The following is a 15,830-nucleotide window of genomic DNA, read 5'->3' on the forward strand; positions in this document are numbered from 1 at the left end:
TGGACAGGCTGGATTCCGGATTCCGATGGATTCCCAAAAAAGGAAGCCAGTCGCTGGCGATGTCCCGCGCTCCGCCCGCCAGCATAGGAATATCGCCAAGAAGGAACCGCCAATTTCCTCAGGGCGTGGTTAAGTTTAGGCGATGTCAGCTGCCACGCTGTAGCGGCCTTGCGCCTGGGCTCCCCGCATTCGGAATCCTCCGGGAGGAACCGCGAGAGATGCCCATTATCCATCCACCTCTTCGATGACACCTTGCATGGAGCGCAGGAGCGCCGCCAGCTTTCGTCGCTCGGAGATGGCGTCCGCGGTGTAGAGACCGTGCTTGCGCGCATTGTCATTCCCGGTCGGCGCGCCCGGAGACTTTCCCCCGTGCATCCGGCAGCGGCCGTTCGCCATCGCGGGCGACCTGCACGGCGTCCCTTTCCGCGTCCGAGCCCCACAGCGCGGGCTCAGGTGCATGGGCAATCTGCTTTGCATGGGGTTGTTCCTCCATTTTCGTCTGATCCCCACCCCCCGGCCGCTCGACGGTCCCGACCACCGCCTGGCCGCCCGCGTGAACATGGACATGCTCGACCGTCACCTTCTGCTGGCCCTTGCCGCGATGCTTGTTCAGTGCGTCGAGCAACGTCGCCCAGGTGCGGGACAGCTTGTTCGCCTGGTTGAGGTTTTCGCGCCTGCCCTCGAAGGTTTGCTCCCCGATCATGGCGCGGCGGTAGCATTCCATCGCGGCGTTGTGAGCCGCGATCAGCTGCGCCGCCATCATGCCTTCCAGTTCATCCTTCGGGCCAATTCCGGCCAGCCCGGCGACAGTGGCGCTCAACTGGCGGTCCCGTTCCGTCGCATCCGAGTTCTTCACCCACAGCGCCTGCACCGCCTGGTTGGCCAGCGTGTTGTTCCAGTGGTCGGACTGCGATCCCCCGATCATCTTGAGCGCGCCCTTCCGGTCCTCCGGATCATTGGCGACAACGGTCGTCGGTTCATTGGCCTTCTTTGCCTTGCTCTTCGTCATGTCCCTTTGCTCCTGTCTTCAATCCCCATGGCCTTGAGGGCGGTGACCGCATCTGCCCTTCTGCCCGCATGCCATGCAGGCCAGCAGCGCGAATGCAGCCAGACATGGCCGGTCGGCTCGACGCCGTGCGGAAGCAGGGCGTCGTGGGCGCTATCGCCACCTCCGCAGGCGAAGCACCTGCCGGGCGGCGAGCGCTCGAAGGTGCGGTTCAGCCATTCGACGATGCAGCATTCGAAAGCCAGGGTCTCCGCGTCTGGGCGCGGCAGCCCGCCGTCAAACTCGGCGATGCCGGCGCGCTCATCGAAATGCGCCTGCCAATCCTCGGCCGACCAGCCGTCATCGCCGGGTCGCAAGAGCACGATCAGGTCCGCCTTGTGGCGGGTCAGCAGATCGAGGACAGCGGCGGGCGGCGGTGCAGATGCTTCCAGAACCAGATCCACGCCATCAACATGCAAGCCGATTCCTGCATCGCGGGCGGCCCGCAAGGCGTTCGCGGCGCTCATAGCCGTGCCCTCCAGCTGGTGGCTGCCATTTTTTCCGGCTCGGAATGAGCAGCGCGGTTTGCGTCCGCACCGTCTGCATCGTCCCGGCAATTGGATTTCAAAGGGTTAGCGCGGACGCTATCGACCTTCCGGCTCGCACAACCGTCCGCATCGTTGGCGACCGTCCGCGGGTCAGGTGCCGCGAAGTCGTTGTCAGGAACGGATTTCGGCCTTGGCGCGGACGGTGCGGACGGTGCGGACGGTTGCACCCCGCCGCGTTCCGGCACCAATTCCGCGCCTGCGGCGGTGATGCGGATGATACGGGTCCGCGCCCGGCCTTCGCGCTCGAATAACACCTCGATGCCGATCTTGCGCAGGAAAGTGGCGGCGCGCCGCAGCCGTCCCGAAAGCGCGCGGGGACTGTCGGGCCAGGTCTTGGATTTGGCGATGCGTTCGCCCGCCGCTTCTCCAAGGGCGCCCAGAAGATCGGAGGCTGTTCCCGTCCACTCCGTCCGCTCCAACATGACGGCGCGCACCGCGGCGGCGACCGGATCGGCGTCGATAACGCCCTCGACGGCCTCGTCCCGGTTGCCGCAATAGGCCGACCAGAATGTGCCAGCAGGCCAAATCGCGGTCTCGCAGGCCGAGGCCCAGAGCGCGAAATCGGCCATGCGCGGCAACTTGGGCAGATGCGTGTCGGGCAGACGCTTCAGGCCCTCCACCACCGCGTCGAGCAGGACGTCGAAGATACGCCCGCGTTCCGCCTCGAATGCCGCCCACAATTCCGCCTCGGGTCGGCGGCGCTCTTCTGGGATCGGCTCCAGCGTCAGGAACACCGCGCGGTCGGCAAGGTCGGGCCGGGTCACGATGTCCTCGATGCCGTTGAGGATCACCGGGCGTGCGGCGTCGAACAGCACCTCATCCTGGTCGGTGTAGAGCTGGCGCACTGCGAAGCCGCCGCCGGTGGCCAATCGGCAGAGCGTATCCGAAATCCACGCTGGCAGGCCCGACACGTTGTCAAACGCAAGCACATGGCCGTTGCTGGCGGCGATGAAAAGGTCGCGGTCCTCGCGCGGCAGGGCGCGCAACGGCGCGGTATTGGGATCGAGCAGCGCCCGCAGGATCGCCGAGAAGGTGGATTTGTGGAACGGCGTGCAAAAGGGACCCCGTTAGCGGGGTGATCGGCGTCTAAAAGGGACCCCTCATTCTGATGGTGTAGCAGGCTGCCTGGTTTTCCAGGTGGTGAGATCGGGATGTTGGTTGTGGAGACGGTTGTTCGGATTCGGCGGGAGCACGCGGGCGGGAAGGCGATCAAGGCGATTGCGCGGGATCTGCGGTTGTCGCGCAAGGTGGTGCGCAAGGCGATCCGAGCGCCGGAAGGCGCATTTGATTATCGCCGCACGGTTCAGCCGCTGCCCCGGCTTGGACCGTTTCAGGAGCGGCTCGACGTGCTGCTGACGGAGAACGAGGCCCGGCCCCGGCGCGATCGGCTGCGCATGACCCGGATCCATGATCTGCTTTGCCGTGAGGGGTTCGAAGGTTCTTACGACGCGGTCCGACGTTACGCCCGGCGCTGGACGGAAGCGCGGCGCAAGGATGCGGGTGATGGGGCGCCTGCCTTCATCCCGCTCATGTTCAAGCCTGGCGAGGCCTACCAGTTCGACTGGAGCCACGAGGATGTGGAGATCGCGGGCAAGCCGATGCGGGTGAAGGTGGCGCAGATGCGGCTGTGCGCGTCGCGCGCGGTCTACGTCAGGGCCTATCCGCGCGAGACGCAGGAGATGGTGTTCGACGCCCATGCGCGGGGCTTTGCCTTCTTCGGCGGCGTGCCCCTGCGCGGCATCTACGATAACATGAAGACCGCGGTTACCACCGTGTTCGTCGGCAAGGAGCGGGTGTTCAACCGCCGCTTTCTGGTCATGGCCGATCATTACATGGTCGAGCCCACGGCCTGCTCCCCGGCGGCGGGGTGGGAGAAGGGTCAGGTTGAACACCAGGTTCAGACCATCCGAGGCCGCTTCTTCCAGCCTCGCCTGCGCTTTGCCAGCATCGAGGAGCTCAACGGGTGGCTGGAAGCTGAGTGCCTGAGATGGGCCGCAACGCACGCGCATCCCGAGCAGAAGGAGCTGACCGTTGCCGAGGCGCTGGAGCTCGAACGGCCAGCCCTGCAGCCGATGCTGGCACCGTTCGATGGCTTCCATGAGACCGCGCATGCCGTGACCGGCACCTGCCTGATCAGCTTCGACCGCAACCGCTACTCGGTCATGGCCAAGGCGGCGCGGCGGGCCGTCCAGGTCCGCGCCTATGCCGACCGCATCGTCGTGCGCCTCGGCGACGAGGTAATCGCAGAGCATGCCCGGCACTTCGGCCGCGACCGGACGATCTATGATCCCTGGCATTACCTGCCCGTTCTGGCCAACAAGCCCGGCGCTCTGCGGAACGGCGCACCCTTCCAGGGGTGGGACCTGCCACCGGCACTGACGCGGTTGCGGCGCAAGCTGGGCAGCGGTGATGAAGCCGACCGCCGCTTCGTGCGCGTGCTGGCAGCCATAATGACCGATGGCCTCGAAGCGGTCGAGGCCGCGGTCCGGGAGGCGCTCGATGCCGGCGCCGTCAGCGACGAGGTCATCCTCAACATCCTGGCCCGATACCGGGACCCGCCATCCGAGCGCCCCCTGGACGTGGTCGTCGATCTCAAGCTCAACCATCCGCCGATCGCGGACTGCGCGCGCTACGATACGGTGCGAGGCCTTGATGCAGCGGCATGAGATGATCGAGGCGATGCGCGCACTCGGCCTCAAGGGCATGGCCGGCGCGTTCGACGAGGCGGTCACCACCGGGCTGCAGCGCAAGCGCACGACCCACGAGATCCTGACCGACCTGCTGCGCGCCGAAGCCGCGCATCGTCATGCCGCCTCGATCCGTTACCGCATGACCGCAGCCAAGCTGCCTGTAATCAAGGACCTCGACGCCTTCGCGTTCGAGGGCACCCCGATCAACGAAGAGCTGGTGCGCTCCCTGCACGCAGGTTCGTTCCTGCCCGGTCGCCGCAACATCGTGCTCATCGGCGGCACCGGGACGGGCAAGACCCATCTGGCCACCGCGATCACCGCCAGCGTCGTGCGTGCTGGCGCTCGCGGGCGCTACTTCAATACGGTCGATCTCGTCACCCGGCTCGAGGAAGAAGCTCGCATCGGCAAGGCTGGCGCCATCGCCGCCCAGCTCGGCAGGCTCGATCTCGTGGTGCTCGATGAACTGGGCTATCTGCCGTTCGCCCGATCAGGCGGGCAGCTCTTGTTCCATCTGATCAGCAAACTCTACGAGCAGACCTCGGTGATCATCACCACCAACCTCGCCTTCGGCGAGTGGCCCACCGTCTTCGGCGATCCCAAGATGACCACCGCGCTGCTCGACCGCATCACCCACCATTGCGATATCGTCGAGACCGGCAACGACAGCTGGCGCTTCAAAAACCGCAGCTGACCCGATCAGAAAACCGACTTCGCGCTGCTGACGCCTCCGGTCGGGCTACGCCCTCCCTACGCCGCCAGCAGCGCGAAAACCGCGCCCAGCGTCAACCGATCCTCGCAACCGCAGAGGGGTCCCTTTTGCGCGCCGATAGGGGGTCCCGATTGAACGCCGATTGACAGAAGGAGTGCGCGACTGGCGTTTCCGGTTGGAGGACCCGCTGCTTCCGGTCAGGAAAGAACTCGTCCCATGCGGCAAAGACCATCTTGCGCGGCATCAGCAGGCAGGAGGCATAGAAATCGGCCTGCCATTCCACTCGCTCCTTTGCCTCGCTCGACCGACAGATGAACTTGGGTTCGCTCGCGGCATCAAGGAAAGACGTCTGCGCCGTATCCTGCACGATCAGGTGCTGATGCAGCCGCCAGTGCCCGCCGCCCTCGTGGGCCAGCGTGAAGCGATAGCGGCCCTCCCGCGAGGGGTTCTCCTCAGGATCGAGGCTTTCGTCGATGAATATGCTGCCGTCGCCGTAGATTGCGCCAAGGATGTCGGGCTGGCCGTTCGGAGGGCGTGGAACATTGTGGCGCGAGTGCATGTCGTCAAACTCGATCCGCAGCTTGAGGTACTTTTCCACGATGTCCTCAACGGGGATGGGCGGCTCGATCGTCAGGCCCCGAGCGCGCTCATACTCGCCGATCAGGGAAGCGGCGTCGCGCTCGATAGCCTCTTCGGCAAGATAGGGAACAAATCGGCTCATCCGTCATCCTTCATCTGCATCAGTGGGGCCATGCCCCCGTGGCTTCACTTGCCCTTGGCCTTTCCTGCCTCCCGAGAAAGCCGGACCAGGTCCTCGGCGCTCAGACCGTCGGCGGTTCGCAGCAGCGCCGACATTTCGACAGGATGCCGCTTGATGATGTCGGCGAGATCGGATGGCACGCGCCCCGCCATCGCCAGCAATTCGTCCGGATCGCATTCGAGAATCTGCGCGATCGACCGAACCTTGTCCTCAGTCGGCGGCGTGAACTCGTCGCGCTCCACCTTCGACATATAGGTCGGGCTCACCCCAATCTTCTTGGCCATCTCGCGCAAGCCGATCTCCCGCGCCTCACGCTCGCGGCGAATAAACGCCCCGAACTTCTCCCTCCCGCTGGTCATGGCTCCTGTCTCCGCTTCCTGTTTAGCGTTCACTCTACACTTGATTCGATAGGCTCGTCAACCATCCACTAAACGGTGGCCGGCATGCCGTCAGGCAGCAATCTGAAGTTCTCGGTTATCTTCAAGCAAGCGCCTGAAATCTGGCTCTGGCGCCGCGCACATGGTTCGATACGTGTTCAGGAACGGCTGCCATTTCCCTTCCGACCGTCATCCGCCGTCCGTTCCGCACGGGCGCAGCCTGCTGCCCGGCGGAAGGCCGGGAACGATAGCGCGCAGTGCCTGTTGGTTATGGGACGCGAAAGCAAACCGAACGAAATCAGGGAGATGAACGCCGATGACTGCTGTTCGAATCCATACGAGCGCCCCCGACCGCTGGACCAATCCGCGGCCCCACACCGATGCGGCGATACGCCGGGCGAAGCACGGCCCGATCCGGCCGATGCACGAGCCGAGCTGGCTCGAGCGGTTGTTCGGAACAGGCTGACACGGCGCCCGACACGATGACGGGATGCGCCCGGTTCTCGGTGACGGGGACCGGGCGCTTTTCGTCCGGATCTCCGCATTCTCAGGCACCCGCCTCGGGCTCGGCCAGTGCGATGGGCGTGTTCCGGCGAGCGTCGCGCACCAGGGCGGCGGCGACGGCGACGAAGGCTGCCGCCTTCGGCCACCACGCGCCGGTCGTCGCCTCGAACGCGATCAAGGCGATGATGGCCGCCACCACGGCGAAGGGGCGGGCGGAGGTCTTGACCAGGCGGGCGGCGCAGGCGCCGCATTCGAACGGCTTGCGGTTCGCGCGGTGCGCCGCGTCCCCCCGGCCGATCCGCGCCGAACAGGCGGGGCAGCGCGCCCGCGCCGCTCTTCGCGTCGCCGTTCCCGGGGAAGCCGCCTTCCTCAATACTCCTGCGGCTCTTCGGGCGTGTCAGCGGTGTGGTTGCGCCCGGCATCGCGGATCCCCTGCGCGAGCTTGAACACCACGCCCGACAGCAGCAGCAGCGCGACGAGGTTGGGCAGGGCCATCGCCGCGTTCGAGATGTCGCCCAGCCGCCAGACCAGTTCCGAAGGCTGCGCCGCGGCGAGCCAGATCACCACGCACCACAGCACGCGCCAGATGATATGCAGGATACGTTCCCCGCTGCGGGTCGAGCCCGGGATGCGATCGTAGAGGAAGGTGATCGCCCGCTCGCCGTAATAGCTCCAGGTCAGCAGGGTCGTGAACACGAACAGGATCAGCGCGACGCTCGCGACGAGCGTACCGATCGACACGCCCGCCAGTTCGACCGGGAAGGCCGCGGCGAAGGCACCGCTCGTCATCTCGAAGCCGACCCGGTCCGATTGCCAGGCGTGCAGCACCGCTTCGCCCCCGGCGGTGAAGTCGCCGCGCACGGTGAGGATGACGAGCGCGGTCATGGTGCAGATCACGATCGTGTCGATGAAGGTGCCGAGCATCGCCATGCGGCCCTGCTGTTCGGGGTCGTTGGTCTGCGCGACGGCATGGGCGATCGCGGTCGAGCCCTGTCCGGCCTCGTTCGAGAACAGCCCGCGCGCGACGCCTGCGCGGATCGCAATGATGAGCGCCGCGCCCGCAAACCCGCCGCTCGCGGCCTGCGGATTGAACGCGCCGTGGAAGATCAGCCCGAAGGTTTCGGGCAGGTCGCCCAAATTGAGGACCAGCGCGGTGACCGCCATGATGACATAGGCCCCGGCCATGAAGGGGATGACCTTCTCCGCGACGCTGCCGATCGACTTGATCCCGCCGATGATGACGACGAACACCAGCACCGCGACGATCGCCCCGCCGATCGCTTCCTCGATGCCGAAGAGTTCCTTCAATCCGTCGGCGACCGCATTGGCCTGGATCGAATTGCCGGTGACGAGCGCGGAGAACAGCGTGCCGAGGCAGAAGATCACGGCGAGCCAGGTCCATTTCGGCCCGAGCCCCATCATGATGTAGGTCATCGGCCCGCCGCGCAGCGTGCCGTCGCTGGTTCTTTCACGATAGCGGATCGCAAGGCTGCCTTCCGCGAAGGCGAGCGCCATGCCGAACAGGGCGGTGATCCACATCCAGAAGATCGCCCCCGGCCCGCCCAGCGCGATGGCGGTCGCGACTCCGGCGAGATTGCCGGTCCCGACCTGTCCCGAAAGCGCGGTCGAAAGCGCGGCGAAGGGGCTGATCTCGCCCGCGCCCTGGCCCTTGCGGCCCGCGAACAGTCCCTTGAACGCGCTGCCCAGCTTGACGACGGGGTAGAACCGCAGACCGATCATCATCCACAGCCCGATGCCGAGCAGGATGATCGTCATCGGCGGGAAGGCGATCACCTCCTCGCCTTTCCACGTGCCTCCCCAGATGAAATCGGAAACATTGGTGATCGGCTCGATCCATGCGTCTGGACCGGACGGCGCTGGAGCCATTGGCGGCTATCCCCTGAAAGCGTGTATCCCCGTGAACGGCCCCGGTCTTGCATCCCCGGTCCGCGACGCGGCGCACGCTAGGGGCGCGGACCGGGCATGGCTAGCCCAAATGTTGCAATGCGGTGTCAGCAGTCGGCGGGGCACGCGCCCGCTTGCCTTTCCCCGGCGACGCGCCTATGCGTGTCGGGATTTTCCGACATCGGCAGCTTTCCCAGCCCCTCCGGCGACCTTGTCCCGGGCGGCGCGGAAACCTACCTCAAAGACTTTCGGGATGCGGCCCCTCCGCCTCCCTCCACCGCAATTCAAGGCGCCCAGCAATGGCCGAACCGAAGACCGAACCGAAAAAGCGCAAGACCAGCGTCGCCGAATTCGTCAACCAGGTGCGTACGGAGACCTCCAAGGTCGTCTGGCCCACCCGCGAGGAAACGGTCCGCACCGCGATCTTCGTGTTCATCCTGACCGTGCTGCTTTCGCTTTTCTTCCTCGGCGTCGACAGCCTGTTCAACGCCATCGTCAATTTCCTCCTGACGCTCGCCTGACCGCTGCGCCGGGGGCCACAACAACAAACGCACACAATACGGGACGAACCGATAAATGGCTCGCTGGTACATCATCCACGCTTATTCGGGTTTCGAGAACAAGGTGAAGGAAGCGATCCTCGCCGAGGCGGAACGGCTCGGCCTGTCCGAAGGTGTCGAGGAGATCGAGGTCCCGACCGAGACCGTGACCGAGGTCAAGCGCGGCAAGAAGGTCCAGGTCGAGCGCAAGTTCATGCCGGGCTACGTCCTCGCCAAGCTCAACATGACCGACGACATTTACCACCTCGTCAAGAACACGCCCAAGGTGACGGGCTTCCTCGGATCGGGGAACAAGCCGCAGCCGATCTCCGAAAAGGAGGCGGCGCGCTATTTCGGCGGGGTCGAGGAAGCCAAGGCCGCGCCCAAGAAGGACGTTCATGTAGATTACGAGATCGGCGACCAGGTCAAGGTGCTGGACGGCCCCTTCGCAAGCTTCAACGGGGTCGTCGAGGAGCTCGATTTCGACAAGGCCAAGGTCAAGGTCAGCGTGTCGATCTTCGGCCGCGCGACGCCGGTGGAACTCGATTTCGAGCAGGTCGAACTGGTCAAGTAAGGCGGTCGGCATCGCCGGCTTCATCGGAACCCGGCTGCCCGCATCTCATTGATTCGGCATGAACATGCCGGATTCCGCCACGCCCTCCCGCGCCATGCCCAGCCGCCGCGAGCGGCTGCGCGTAATCATGCGGCTCAGGTCGCAGCGCCAGCTGCTGATGCTCGGCATGGCTGCCTTCGCTCTGCTGGCGATCGCGCTCGCCGCGATGCTGTGGACGCGCGAGGAGCCGCGCGAAATGGTCCGGCTGGGCAAGGGCGGAGTGAGCGTCGAGGCGATGGCCCCCGAGGCCCTGCCCGATCCGGACGAAGCGGCGTCCGCGAGCGAGGCGATCGGCGGCGGCGCGGCGAGCTATTACGGCAACGAACTCGCCGGCAACCCGACCGCGAGCGGGGAGCTTTTCGACCCCGAACAGCTCACGGCCGCGCACCGCACCCTGCCGCTGGGCAGCAAGGTCAGGGTCACCAATCCCGCCAATGGCGAAAGCGTCGTCGTCAGGATCAACGACCGCGGCCCGTTCCACGGCAATCGCGTGATCGACCTCTCCTTCGCCGCCGCGCGCGAGATCGGCCTGCTGCGGACGGGCGTGGCGCAGGTCCGCATGGCGCTGCAGCTCGACTGATTCCTTCCGGAGCGTGCGCTCGGCGCCGACGGGCACCCGCCCGAGATCCGGCGGGCCGCAGCTTCGGCACGATGCCGGGCAGGCCCTAGGACCGCGCGAGTTCGCGCCACAGCGCCGCGGCCGCCATCGCACCTGCCAGCGTCTTGCGCCGGGCAGGCGATCCGATCGCCACGACGCAATCGATCACCTCCCGCCGGTCGGGCCAGAACGGGTCGGGCGCGGAGCCTTCGCCATTGCAGGTGTCGAAGGGCAGGCCGGGGTCGCTTTCGAGTTCTTCGGCCACCGCCCGCATCAGCAGGCGGCCCGGCGCGTGGCGGCGCGCGGTTTCGTCATGCGCCATCTTGAAACCGAAGGCCTGCCCGCCGCTCACGAACCACGTGGTCATGGCGAGCACCTGCCCGCCCGCGCTGAGGCTGGCGAGCCGCGCGAGGCCGAGGCGGTGGCCCTCGCGCACCGCGTCGCGGAACAGCGCCGCGTTGCACGGTTCGCAGGCGAGCGCGCTGCCGCCGCGGCCCTTCCACCCGGCCCGTTCGAGCGCGAGGAAGCGCGCGATCCAGTCCCCCGGGTCGGCCTCGGCCGGATGGCGTTCGATCCGCACCTCTCCCATCTCCCGCGCCAGCCGCCGCTCGAGCGAGGCGAGGCGCGCGCGGGCCTTCCTGAGCGCGGGCGAAACCTTGTCCGCGGCCGCCTGCGCTGCGCTTCGGGCATGGCGGGCCGGGCGTTCGTGGCGGTGCGGGATCCAGACCCGCCGCCCGTCCCCGGCCGCCGCGGAAAGCAGCGCGAGCGTCGCCGGGTCGTCCATGGCCAGCCCCTCGCACACCAGCGCGAGCCCCGCGCCCGGCCGCACATCGAGCGCGCCGAGCAGGACCTGCCAGAACGTCCGTTCCGCCCCCGCCGCGACGAGCGGCCCGCCGAGGAACTGGTTGGTCGCGCGCCAGCCCTGCCAGTGCGGGATCGGCGCGCGCCCGATCCGCGCGCCCCACGCGATCGGCAGCGCGCCGAGCCATTCGCCGTCCGCCTGCCGCACCGCGGCCAGCCGCACCTGCGGGAACCTTGGCCGGCAGTGGGCGAGCGCGGCGCCCGTGAACCAGTCGAGCGCGAAGACATTGCCGCCGAACGAACGTGCCGACAGCCGGGCCCAGCGCGCCTGTTCGGCGGGCGCCAGCGCTTCGGGGGCCAGCAGCGCAAGCGAAAGCCCGGCCTGCGCCCCTGCGCCGCCCGCGCCGCGGATCGCCGCCGGCGGAACGGCTGTGGGGAGGGCAGGCGCGAAACGCGTCTCCGCGCGCATCACCCGGGGCTCCGGCCGCGCCCGGCCAGCCGCTCAGCGCGCTGCAGCGCCCGGCTCGCCAGCGCGGCGAGGCGCGGGGGGCGGCCGGTCGGCGCCGGGTCGGCCAGCACCAGCCCGCAGCGCCGCAGCATCGGCGCGATCCGCAGGGCATCGGCGACATCGCGGCTCCACGCGCTCTGCCAGGTGAGCGAGAGCGAGATCGACGCCGCCGGCCCGCTGCGGACCCAGTGCGGCGCGCAATAGGGCACGAACAGCGCATCGCCCGGTGCGAGTTCGTGCCGCCGCTCCCCCGCCGCATGGGCGGCGGTCATCTCGAGCAGGTTTTCGCCCGTGCGGTGATAGGCTTCGCGCGCGGCGCGGGTCACGAAGGGTTCGCGCGCCGGGAAGGTGGCGAAGGTCTTGGTCCCGGCGACCTGGAACAGGACATTGTATTCGGCATCGAAATGGAGCGGCGTGTGGGTATGCGGCGCGGACAGGAAGACGAAGCTCCTGAGCTCCTGCGGGGCACCTGTCGCGCGCAGGACTTCCTTCGGCAGCGCGGCCATCAGCCGGGCGAACAGCGCCGCGTATTCGGGCAGGCGTTCCAGCTGTTTCAGCATCACCCATTCGTCCTGCGGGCCGTGCTCGGCGAGGCGCTGCGGCAGGTCGGCGAGCGGGGGGAGGATGCGGAACCCCGCCCCGTCGGCGGCATCGTGGACCCGGCGTTCGATCGCGTCCTGTGGCAGGCGCGCGGCGGCGACGGCGAGCGCGTCCAGCTGCAGCAGCGGCTCGGCGGCGAGGTCATGGCAGAGCCGCGCCGCGTCCTGCGCGAGGTCGGCCGCGACCTGGGGCGCGGCGCCGCCTCCCGAGCGAGGCGAAACGGCGTCGATGAACGACATGACCCTTACCGACCCTCTTGCGCTAGCCTCCTGACGAGACATCATATCGCCGCAGCGGGTGAAAAGCGCGTTAACCGGGTTCCGGGGCGCGCGCCGCTGCGCTTGCAATCCGCCGCGAAGCCGCTATTGGCGCCCCCTCGCCCTTAGCGGGGCGAATCCGTGCGGGAGCCGCCTTTCATCGGGCGGCGCATGACCGCTTAACAGGAGAGCGCCTTTCTCCGCCTTGCGGCGGGACGTGCGTTCGACAGTGCGAAAGGAGTGGCCTCATGGCCAAGAAGATCGAAGGCTATATCAAGCTGCAGGTGCCCGCGGGCACCGCCAACCCCTCGCCGCCCATCGGCCCGGCGCTGGGCCAGCGCGGCGTCAACATCATGGAATTCTGCAAGGCGTTCAACGCCGCGACGCAGGAACTCGAAAAGGGCGCGCCGATCCCGACGGTGATCACGGTCTATGCCGACCGCAGCTTCACCTTCGTCACCAAGACCCCGCCGGCGAGCTTCTACCTCAAGAAGGCGGCCAAGCTGAAATCGGGTTCGAAGGAGCCGGGCAAGGTCAGCGCGGGCACGATCAAGTCGAGCCAGATCAAGGAAATCGCCGAGGCCAAGATGGCCGATCTCAACGCGAACGACATCGACCAGGCCATGAAGATCATCGAGGGCTCCGCGCGCTCGATGGGCCTCGACGTGGTGGAGGGCTGATCCGATGGCTACCATGACCAAGAAGCAGAAGACCCTCGCCGAACTCGACCGCGAGAAGCTCTACACCTTCGAAGAAGCCATCGCCCTGCTGCGCGAGCACAAGGCGAAGTTCGACGAGACGGTCGAAATCTCGATGAACCTGGGCGTCGACCCGCGCCATGCCGACCAGATGGTGCGCGGCATGGTCTCGCTGCCTTCGGGCACGGGCAAGACCGCCCGCGTCGCGGTCTTCGCGCGCGGCGACAATGCCGAAAAGGCGCTCGCCGCCGGGGCCGACAAGGTCGGTGCGGAAGACCTGATGGAAGACATGCAGGCCGGCAATGTCGACTACGACCGCGTCATCGCCACGCCCGACATGATGGGCGTCGTCGGCCGGCTCGGCAAGCTGCTCGGCCCCAAGGGGCTGATGCCGAACCCCAAGCTCGGCACGGTCACCCCGAACGTCGAACAGGCGGTCAAGGACGCCAAGGGCGGCCAGGTCGAATTCCGCGTGGAGAAGCAGGGCATCATCCATTCCGGCATCGGCAAGCTCTCCTTCGACGACGCGGCGCTGAAGGCGAACTTCAAGGCGCTGACCGACGCGGTGGTGAAGGCCAAGCCTTCGGGCGCGAAGGGCAAGTATGTCCGCAAGGTCTCGCTCACCTCGACCATGGGCCCGGGCCTCAAGCTCGACCTCGCCGAGGTCGAAGGGGCGTGATTTTCGACGCAGCGGGGGCGCATTCGCGTTCCCGCTGCCTCGCTCCCGCGGGTTTCGTTCGCCTGGTTCATTCGCCCCGGTCGTTTCGTTCCGACGACCCGAAATTTCCAACAGGGCAGCGCGGCTTGAACGGCACGCGCCGCGGCTTGCGGCCTCTGCATCGCCCTTCCCGGATAGAAGCCGCGCCCAATGCATTGAGTCATCGAAGGAGTTTTCGATGAAAGTCTTTGCATGGTTCATCTTCGCGCTGGCCGCGATCGGCTTCGCGCTCAGTTTCCTGCTCGACACGCGCCTCGCGCCGGTGCTGGGCGCGATCGGCCTGTTTCTCGCCATGGCCTGGGCCACCTTGCGGAACAGGGCGGCCGGCAAGGCCAATTACGAGCGCGCCGAGCGCGCCGCGCGGGAAAACCGGCTCGAACGCGAACGCAAGGCGGAAATCGCGGCGAGGCAGGAAGAACGCATGAAGCGCGGCGAGGCGCGCTAGGCAGCGCCGCACGCGGACCGGCGCGTCGCCGATCCTTCGCTGCTTGCCGATGCGAGCCCGCGCGCGCATCCCTTTCGCGCCGCCACGTCGTCCCGACACGCTGCGGCCATGCCGAATTGCGGCGTTCGGCCTAAAAACAATCGCTTCGTGTCTTGTTTCGGCGCTGAAAAACCTCACATATGTCAACGAGGCCGCGGCACGCCCGCAAAGGGCGGCTGCGCGGTCTCGCGTTCCACCCTCTCCTAAGGACATGATCCCATGCCACTTCCGTCTTCCACGTCGGACTGGTCGTTCGACCCCAAATGGCTCGTGATCGGCTTCGCGCTCGGCGCGCTCGTGATGGTGCTGTCCTTCGACCTGAGGCTCGGCGGCGCGGTCGCGGCGGGCTTTGCCCTCATCGGCGCCTTCTACCTCTGGCTGCGCCTGCGTTTCGCGCCGCCCCCGGGGGAGCCTGCCTCCGAACGCGATGCCATGATCCAGCGTTTCGCCCGGCTGCGCGAACAGCGCCAGCTTGCCGCGTCGCGCGAGAACGCCTCAAGCGCGCAGGCGCGCCCGCGCTCCGGCGAGGAGGCCTGACCGCGCGGCGAGCGCCCTGGCTCCCGCCACCGCCGCATCGAACCCGCCGCGCGCCGCGATCAGCGCGCGGTTGGCCGCCGTCGGGCGGAGCAGGACGAAGCTTGCACTGGGCACGCAATCGGTCGCGAACATCGCCTTGTGCGCGCCGTCGCCTTCGGTGAAATCGAAATGGCTGAAACGCTCCTCGGCATAGAGCCGCTCCAGCGCCTCCATCTGCAGCACCGTGCCCGGTGAAAGCCGCGCCCAGTCGGGATCGTGACCGACATGGGCATAGGCGATTGTCCGCCCCTCGACCGGGAGCGCGAGATAGGCGATCGCGCGCGCGTCGCTGCCGGTCCCGGCGTGGAGGAGGAAGCAGCGCATCCGGTCGGCCTCGGCCGCCTCCAGCATGGCGCGGCGCGCCTCGGGCGTGTCGGGCAGGCCCGCATCGAGCAGGCGCGCCTGGTAGGTCCGCGCCGAAAGCGGCAGGGCGAGCGCAAGGAAGTCCTCGATCTCCCGCGGCGAACGGTGTTCGCTGATCCGCATTCCACCCGCCTCGCCCGCGAGCTTCCTGGCCTTGCGCCTGAGGGTCGAGCGGGTCTTGCCGGAAAAGCGCGCCATGTAGGCGGCGAAATCGGCGGCGCCGGCCGGTCCCATGTCGATGTAGTGGCGCGGGTAATCCTGCCGCGATCCGGCGAGGAAGCCGGCGAAGCGCGACTTGATCGCGGGGACGGCGGCCTGCGGCGCGGAAAGGACGCGCAGCCCGTCCGGGCCTGGCTCCGGGCAGGCGGGCAGGGGACAGCCCGACCCCGCGGCGAGCACGTCGACTAGGGAGAAGCGCCAGGTCGACAGGCTCCGCTCCACCCCCGCTATGCGGCGCGCGCCGATGGTGAAATCGATCGTCACGCGCGCGATCGGGGGGCGCGGCCGGGGCGGCTCGATCGGGGCGTTCACGCCGCC

The 15,830-nt window shown here is 67.6% G+C and carries 21 protein-coding genes; 10 read left to right on the plus strand and 11 right to left on the minus strand.

What is annotated here, in order from left to right; genetic code table 11:
- Positions 1 to 225 precede the first annotated feature (225 nt).
- The 4 genes from BLU08_RS15665 to BLU08_RS13255 are packed head-to-tail and all read right to left on the minus strand — an operon-like array spanning position 226 to position 2,579.
- Positions 226 to 396 carry a hypothetical protein gene (locus tag BLU08_RS15665; protein WP_369816796.1) on the minus strand — a complete coding sequence of 57 codons (171 nt, stop codon included), beginning with the start codon at positions 394 to 396 and terminating at the stop codon, positions 226 to 228.
- Entirely contained in the window at positions 335 to 1,009 is a 675-nt protein-coding gene (locus BLU08_RS13245) for a hypothetical protein (RefSeq protein WP_090200172.1), read from the minus strand. The genes BLU08_RS15665 and BLU08_RS13245 overlap by 62 nt, the downstream gene beginning before the upstream one ends.
- Positions 1,006 to 1,512, minus strand: coding sequence for a hypothetical protein (locus BLU08_RS13250; protein ID WP_090200174.1), 507 nt, complete (start codon positions 1,510 to 1,512; stop codon positions 1,006 to 1,008). The genes BLU08_RS13245 and BLU08_RS13250 overlap by 4 nt, the downstream gene beginning before the upstream one ends.
- Positions 1,509 to 2,579, minus strand: a complete 1,071-nt coding sequence (locus BLU08_RS13255) for a hypothetical protein (RefSeq protein WP_197676872.1) — start codon at positions 2,577 to 2,579, stop codon at positions 1,509 to 1,511. The genes BLU08_RS13250 and BLU08_RS13255 overlap by 4 nt, the downstream gene beginning before the upstream one ends.
- Before the next feature lie 165 nt (positions 2,580 to 2,744).
- Between BLU08_RS13255 and istA the strand changes: the two genes are divergently transcribed.
- Positions 2,745 to 4,259 (plus strand): IS21 family transposase, encoded by a 1,515-nt coding sequence (gene istA, locus BLU08_RS13260; protein WP_090193857.1) that lies wholly within the window; start codon positions 2,745 to 2,747, stop codon positions 4,257 to 4,259.
- Positions 4,246 to 4,974: an IS21-like element helper ATPase IstB gene (gene istB, locus BLU08_RS13265; RefSeq protein ID WP_090193854.1), complete on the plus strand. Its 729-nt coding sequence runs from the start codon at positions 4,246 to 4,248 to the stop codon at positions 4,972 to 4,974. The genes istA and istB overlap by 14 nt, the downstream gene beginning before the upstream one ends.
- Positions 4,975 to 5,065: 91 nt before the next feature.
- On the opposite strand, the gene BLU08_RS13270 is transcribed toward istB, so the two are convergent.
- Both BLU08_RS13270 and BLU08_RS13275 read right to left on the minus strand, forming a co-directional pair.
- Positions 5,066 to 5,713 (minus strand): ImmA/IrrE family metallo-endopeptidase, encoded by a 648-nt coding sequence (locus tag BLU08_RS13270; protein WP_197676873.1) that lies wholly within the window; start codon positions 5,711 to 5,713, stop codon positions 5,066 to 5,068.
- A gap of 44 nt (positions 5,714 to 5,757) precedes the next feature.
- Positions 5,758 to 6,111, minus strand: a complete 354-nt coding sequence (locus BLU08_RS13275; RefSeq protein WP_090200176.1) for a helix-turn-helix domain-containing protein — start codon at positions 6,109 to 6,111, stop codon at positions 5,758 to 5,760.
- Positions 6,112 to 6,445: 334 nt separating this feature from the next.
- On the opposite strand from BLU08_RS13275, the gene BLU08_RS15345 reads away from it, so the two are divergent.
- Entirely contained in the window at positions 6,446 to 6,595 is a 150-nt protein-coding gene (locus BLU08_RS15345; RefSeq protein WP_172801038.1) for a hypothetical protein, read from the plus strand.
- Between the two features lie 81 nt (positions 6,596 to 6,676).
- Here BLU08_RS15345 and BLU08_RS13280 read toward each other — a convergent pair whose 3' ends face one another.
- A complete protein-coding gene (locus BLU08_RS13280) occupies positions 6,677 to 7,006 on the minus strand; it encodes a hypothetical protein (protein ID WP_090200178.1) in 330 nt (109 codons plus the stop codon).
- On the minus strand, positions 7,003 to 8,520 hold the full coding sequence (locus BLU08_RS13285; protein ID WP_090200180.1) for a sodium:alanine symporter family protein: 1,518 nt from the start codon (positions 8,518 to 8,520) through the stop codon (positions 7,003 to 7,005). Before BLU08_RS13285 ends, BLU08_RS13280 begins: the two co-directional genes overlap by 4 nt.
- A gap of 317 nt (positions 8,521 to 8,837) precedes the next feature.
- Between BLU08_RS13285 and secE the strand changes: the two genes are divergently transcribed.
- Genes secE through BLU08_RS13300 form a run of 3 tightly spaced genes read left to right on the plus strand, consistent with a single transcriptional unit; the run spans position 8,838 to position 10,270 of the window.
- The gene (gene secE, locus BLU08_RS13290; RefSeq protein ID WP_090200182.1) at positions 8,838 to 9,059 is read left to right on the plus strand and encodes a preprotein translocase subunit SecE; all 222 of its coding nucleotides are present in this window, start codon (positions 8,838 to 8,840) and stop codon (positions 9,057 to 9,059) included.
- Between the two features lie 55 nt (positions 9,060 to 9,114).
- Complete coding sequence (gene nusG / locus BLU08_RS13295; RefSeq protein ID WP_090200184.1) at positions 9,115 to 9,651, plus strand: transcription termination/antitermination protein NusG; 537 nt, start codon at positions 9,115 to 9,117, stop codon at positions 9,649 to 9,651.
- Positions 9,652 to 9,709: 58 nt separating this feature from the next.
- A complete protein-coding gene (locus tag BLU08_RS13300) occupies positions 9,710 to 10,270 on the plus strand; it encodes a septal ring lytic transglycosylase RlpA family protein (protein WP_233995993.1) in 561 nt (186 codons plus the stop codon).
- A gap of 85 nt (positions 10,271 to 10,355) precedes the next feature.
- On the opposite strand, the gene BLU08_RS13305 is transcribed toward BLU08_RS13300, so the two are convergent.
- A complete protein-coding gene (locus BLU08_RS13305; RefSeq protein ID WP_090200186.1) occupies positions 10,356 to 11,558 on the minus strand; it encodes a GNAT family N-acetyltransferase in 1,203 nt (400 codons plus the stop codon).
- Entirely contained in the window at positions 11,558 to 12,436 is an 879-nt protein-coding gene (locus BLU08_RS13310) for a cupin-like domain-containing protein (protein ID WP_090200189.1), read from the minus strand. Before BLU08_RS13310 ends, BLU08_RS13305 begins: the two co-directional genes overlap by 1 nt.
- Before the next feature lie 266 nt (positions 12,437 to 12,702).
- On the opposite strand from BLU08_RS13310, the gene rplK reads away from it, so the two are divergent.
- The 4 genes from rplK to BLU08_RS13330 all read left to right on the plus strand — a co-directional run bounded on the left by rplK (position 12,703) and on the right by BLU08_RS13330 (position 14,891).
- Positions 12,703 to 13,134, plus strand: a complete 432-nt coding sequence (gene rplK / locus BLU08_RS13315; protein ID WP_090200191.1) for a 50S ribosomal protein L11 — start codon at positions 12,703 to 12,705, stop codon at positions 13,132 to 13,134.
- 4 nt (positions 13,135 to 13,138) lie between these two features.
- On the plus strand, positions 13,139 to 13,831 hold the full coding sequence (gene rplA / locus BLU08_RS13320) for a 50S ribosomal protein L1 (protein WP_090200193.1): 693 nt from the start codon (positions 13,139 to 13,141) through the stop codon (positions 13,829 to 13,831).
- A 217-nt stretch (positions 13,832 to 14,048) separates the two neighbouring features.
- Positions 14,049 to 14,315: a hypothetical protein gene (locus BLU08_RS13325; protein WP_090200195.1), complete on the plus strand. Its 267-nt coding sequence runs from the start codon at positions 14,049 to 14,051 to the stop codon at positions 14,313 to 14,315.
- Between the two features lie 258 nt (positions 14,316 to 14,573).
- Positions 14,574 to 14,891, plus strand: coding sequence for a hypothetical protein (locus tag BLU08_RS13330; protein ID WP_090200198.1), 318 nt, complete (start codon positions 14,574 to 14,576; stop codon positions 14,889 to 14,891).
- Here BLU08_RS13330 and BLU08_RS13335 read toward each other — a convergent pair.
- Positions 14,850 to 15,824: a GNAT family N-acetyltransferase gene (locus tag BLU08_RS13335; RefSeq protein ID WP_233995994.1), complete on the minus strand. Its 975-nt coding sequence runs from the start codon at positions 15,822 to 15,824 to the stop codon at positions 14,850 to 14,852. The genes BLU08_RS13330 and BLU08_RS13335 overlap by 42 nt on opposite strands.
- Positions 15,825 to 15,830: the final 6 nt, after the last annotated feature.

Origin of the sequence: Erythrobacter sp. HL-111, from assembly GCF_900105095.1 — a bacterium.
Lineage (GTDB): Bacteria > Pseudomonadota > Alphaproteobacteria > Sphingomonadales > Sphingomonadaceae > Erythrobacter.

Excerpts from the sequence above, each read along its gene's own strand:
- BLU08_RS15345 (WP_172801038.1), top strand. The coding sequence starts at position 6,446 with ATGACTGCTGTTCGAATCCATACGAGCGCCCCCGACCGCTGGACCAAT.
- BLU08_RS13275 (WP_090200176.1), bottom strand. The coding sequence starts at position 6,111 with ATGACCAGCGGGAGGGAGAAGTTCGGGGCGTTTATTCGCCGCGAGCGT.
- BLU08_RS13245 (WP_090200172.1), bottom strand. The coding sequence starts at position 1,009 with ATGACGAAGAGCAAGGCAAAGAAGGCCAATGAACCGACGACCGTTGTC.
- BLU08_RS13250 (WP_090200174.1), bottom strand. The coding sequence starts at position 1,512 with ATGAGCGCCGCGAACGCCTTGCGGGCCGCCCGCGATGCAGGAATCGGC.
- istA (WP_090193857.1), top strand. The coding sequence starts at position 2,745 with ATGTTGGTTGTGGAGACGGTTGTTCGGATTCGGCGGGAGCACGCGGGC.
- BLU08_RS13300 (WP_233995993.1), top strand. The coding sequence starts at position 9,710 with ATGAACATGCCGGATTCCGCCACGCCCTCCCGCGCCATGCCCAGCCGC.
- BLU08_RS13270 (WP_197676873.1), bottom strand. The coding sequence starts at position 5,713 with ATGAGCCGATTTGTTCCCTATCTTGCCGAAGAGGCTATCGAGCGCGAC.
- istB (WP_090193854.1), top strand. The coding sequence starts at position 4,246 with ATGCAGCGGCATGAGATGATCGAGGCGATGCGCGCACTCGGCCTCAAG.
- BLU08_RS13310 (WP_090200189.1), bottom strand. The coding sequence starts at position 12,436 with ATGTCGTTCATCGACGCCGTTTCGCCTCGCTCGGGAGGCGGCGCCGCG.
- rplK (WP_090200191.1), top strand. The coding sequence starts at position 12,703 with ATGGCCAAGAAGATCGAAGGCTATATCAAGCTGCAGGTGCCCGCGGGC.
- rplA (WP_090200193.1), top strand. The coding sequence starts at position 13,139 with ATGGCTACCATGACCAAGAAGCAGAAGACCCTCGCCGAACTCGACCGC.
- BLU08_RS15665 (WP_369816796.1), bottom strand. The coding sequence starts at position 396 with ATGGCGAACGGCCGCTGCCGGATGCACGGGGGAAAGTCTCCGGGCGCG.
- secE (WP_090200182.1), top strand. The coding sequence starts at position 8,838 with ATGGCCGAACCGAAGACCGAACCGAAAAAGCGCAAGACCAGCGTCGCC.
- BLU08_RS13330 (WP_090200198.1), top strand. The coding sequence starts at position 14,574 with ATGCCACTTCCGTCTTCCACGTCGGACTGGTCGTTCGACCCCAAATGG.
- nusG (WP_090200184.1), top strand. The coding sequence starts at position 9,115 with ATGGCTCGCTGGTACATCATCCACGCTTATTCGGGTTTCGAGAACAAG.
- BLU08_RS13325 (WP_090200195.1), top strand. The coding sequence starts at position 14,049 with ATGAAAGTCTTTGCATGGTTCATCTTCGCGCTGGCCGCGATCGGCTTC.
- BLU08_RS13285 (WP_090200180.1), bottom strand. The coding sequence starts at position 8,520 with ATGGCTCCAGCGCCGTCCGGTCCAGACGCATGGATCGAGCCGATCACC.
- BLU08_RS13305 (WP_090200186.1), bottom strand. The coding sequence starts at position 11,558 with ATGCGCGCGGAGACGCGTTTCGCGCCTGCCCTCCCCACAGCCGTTCCG.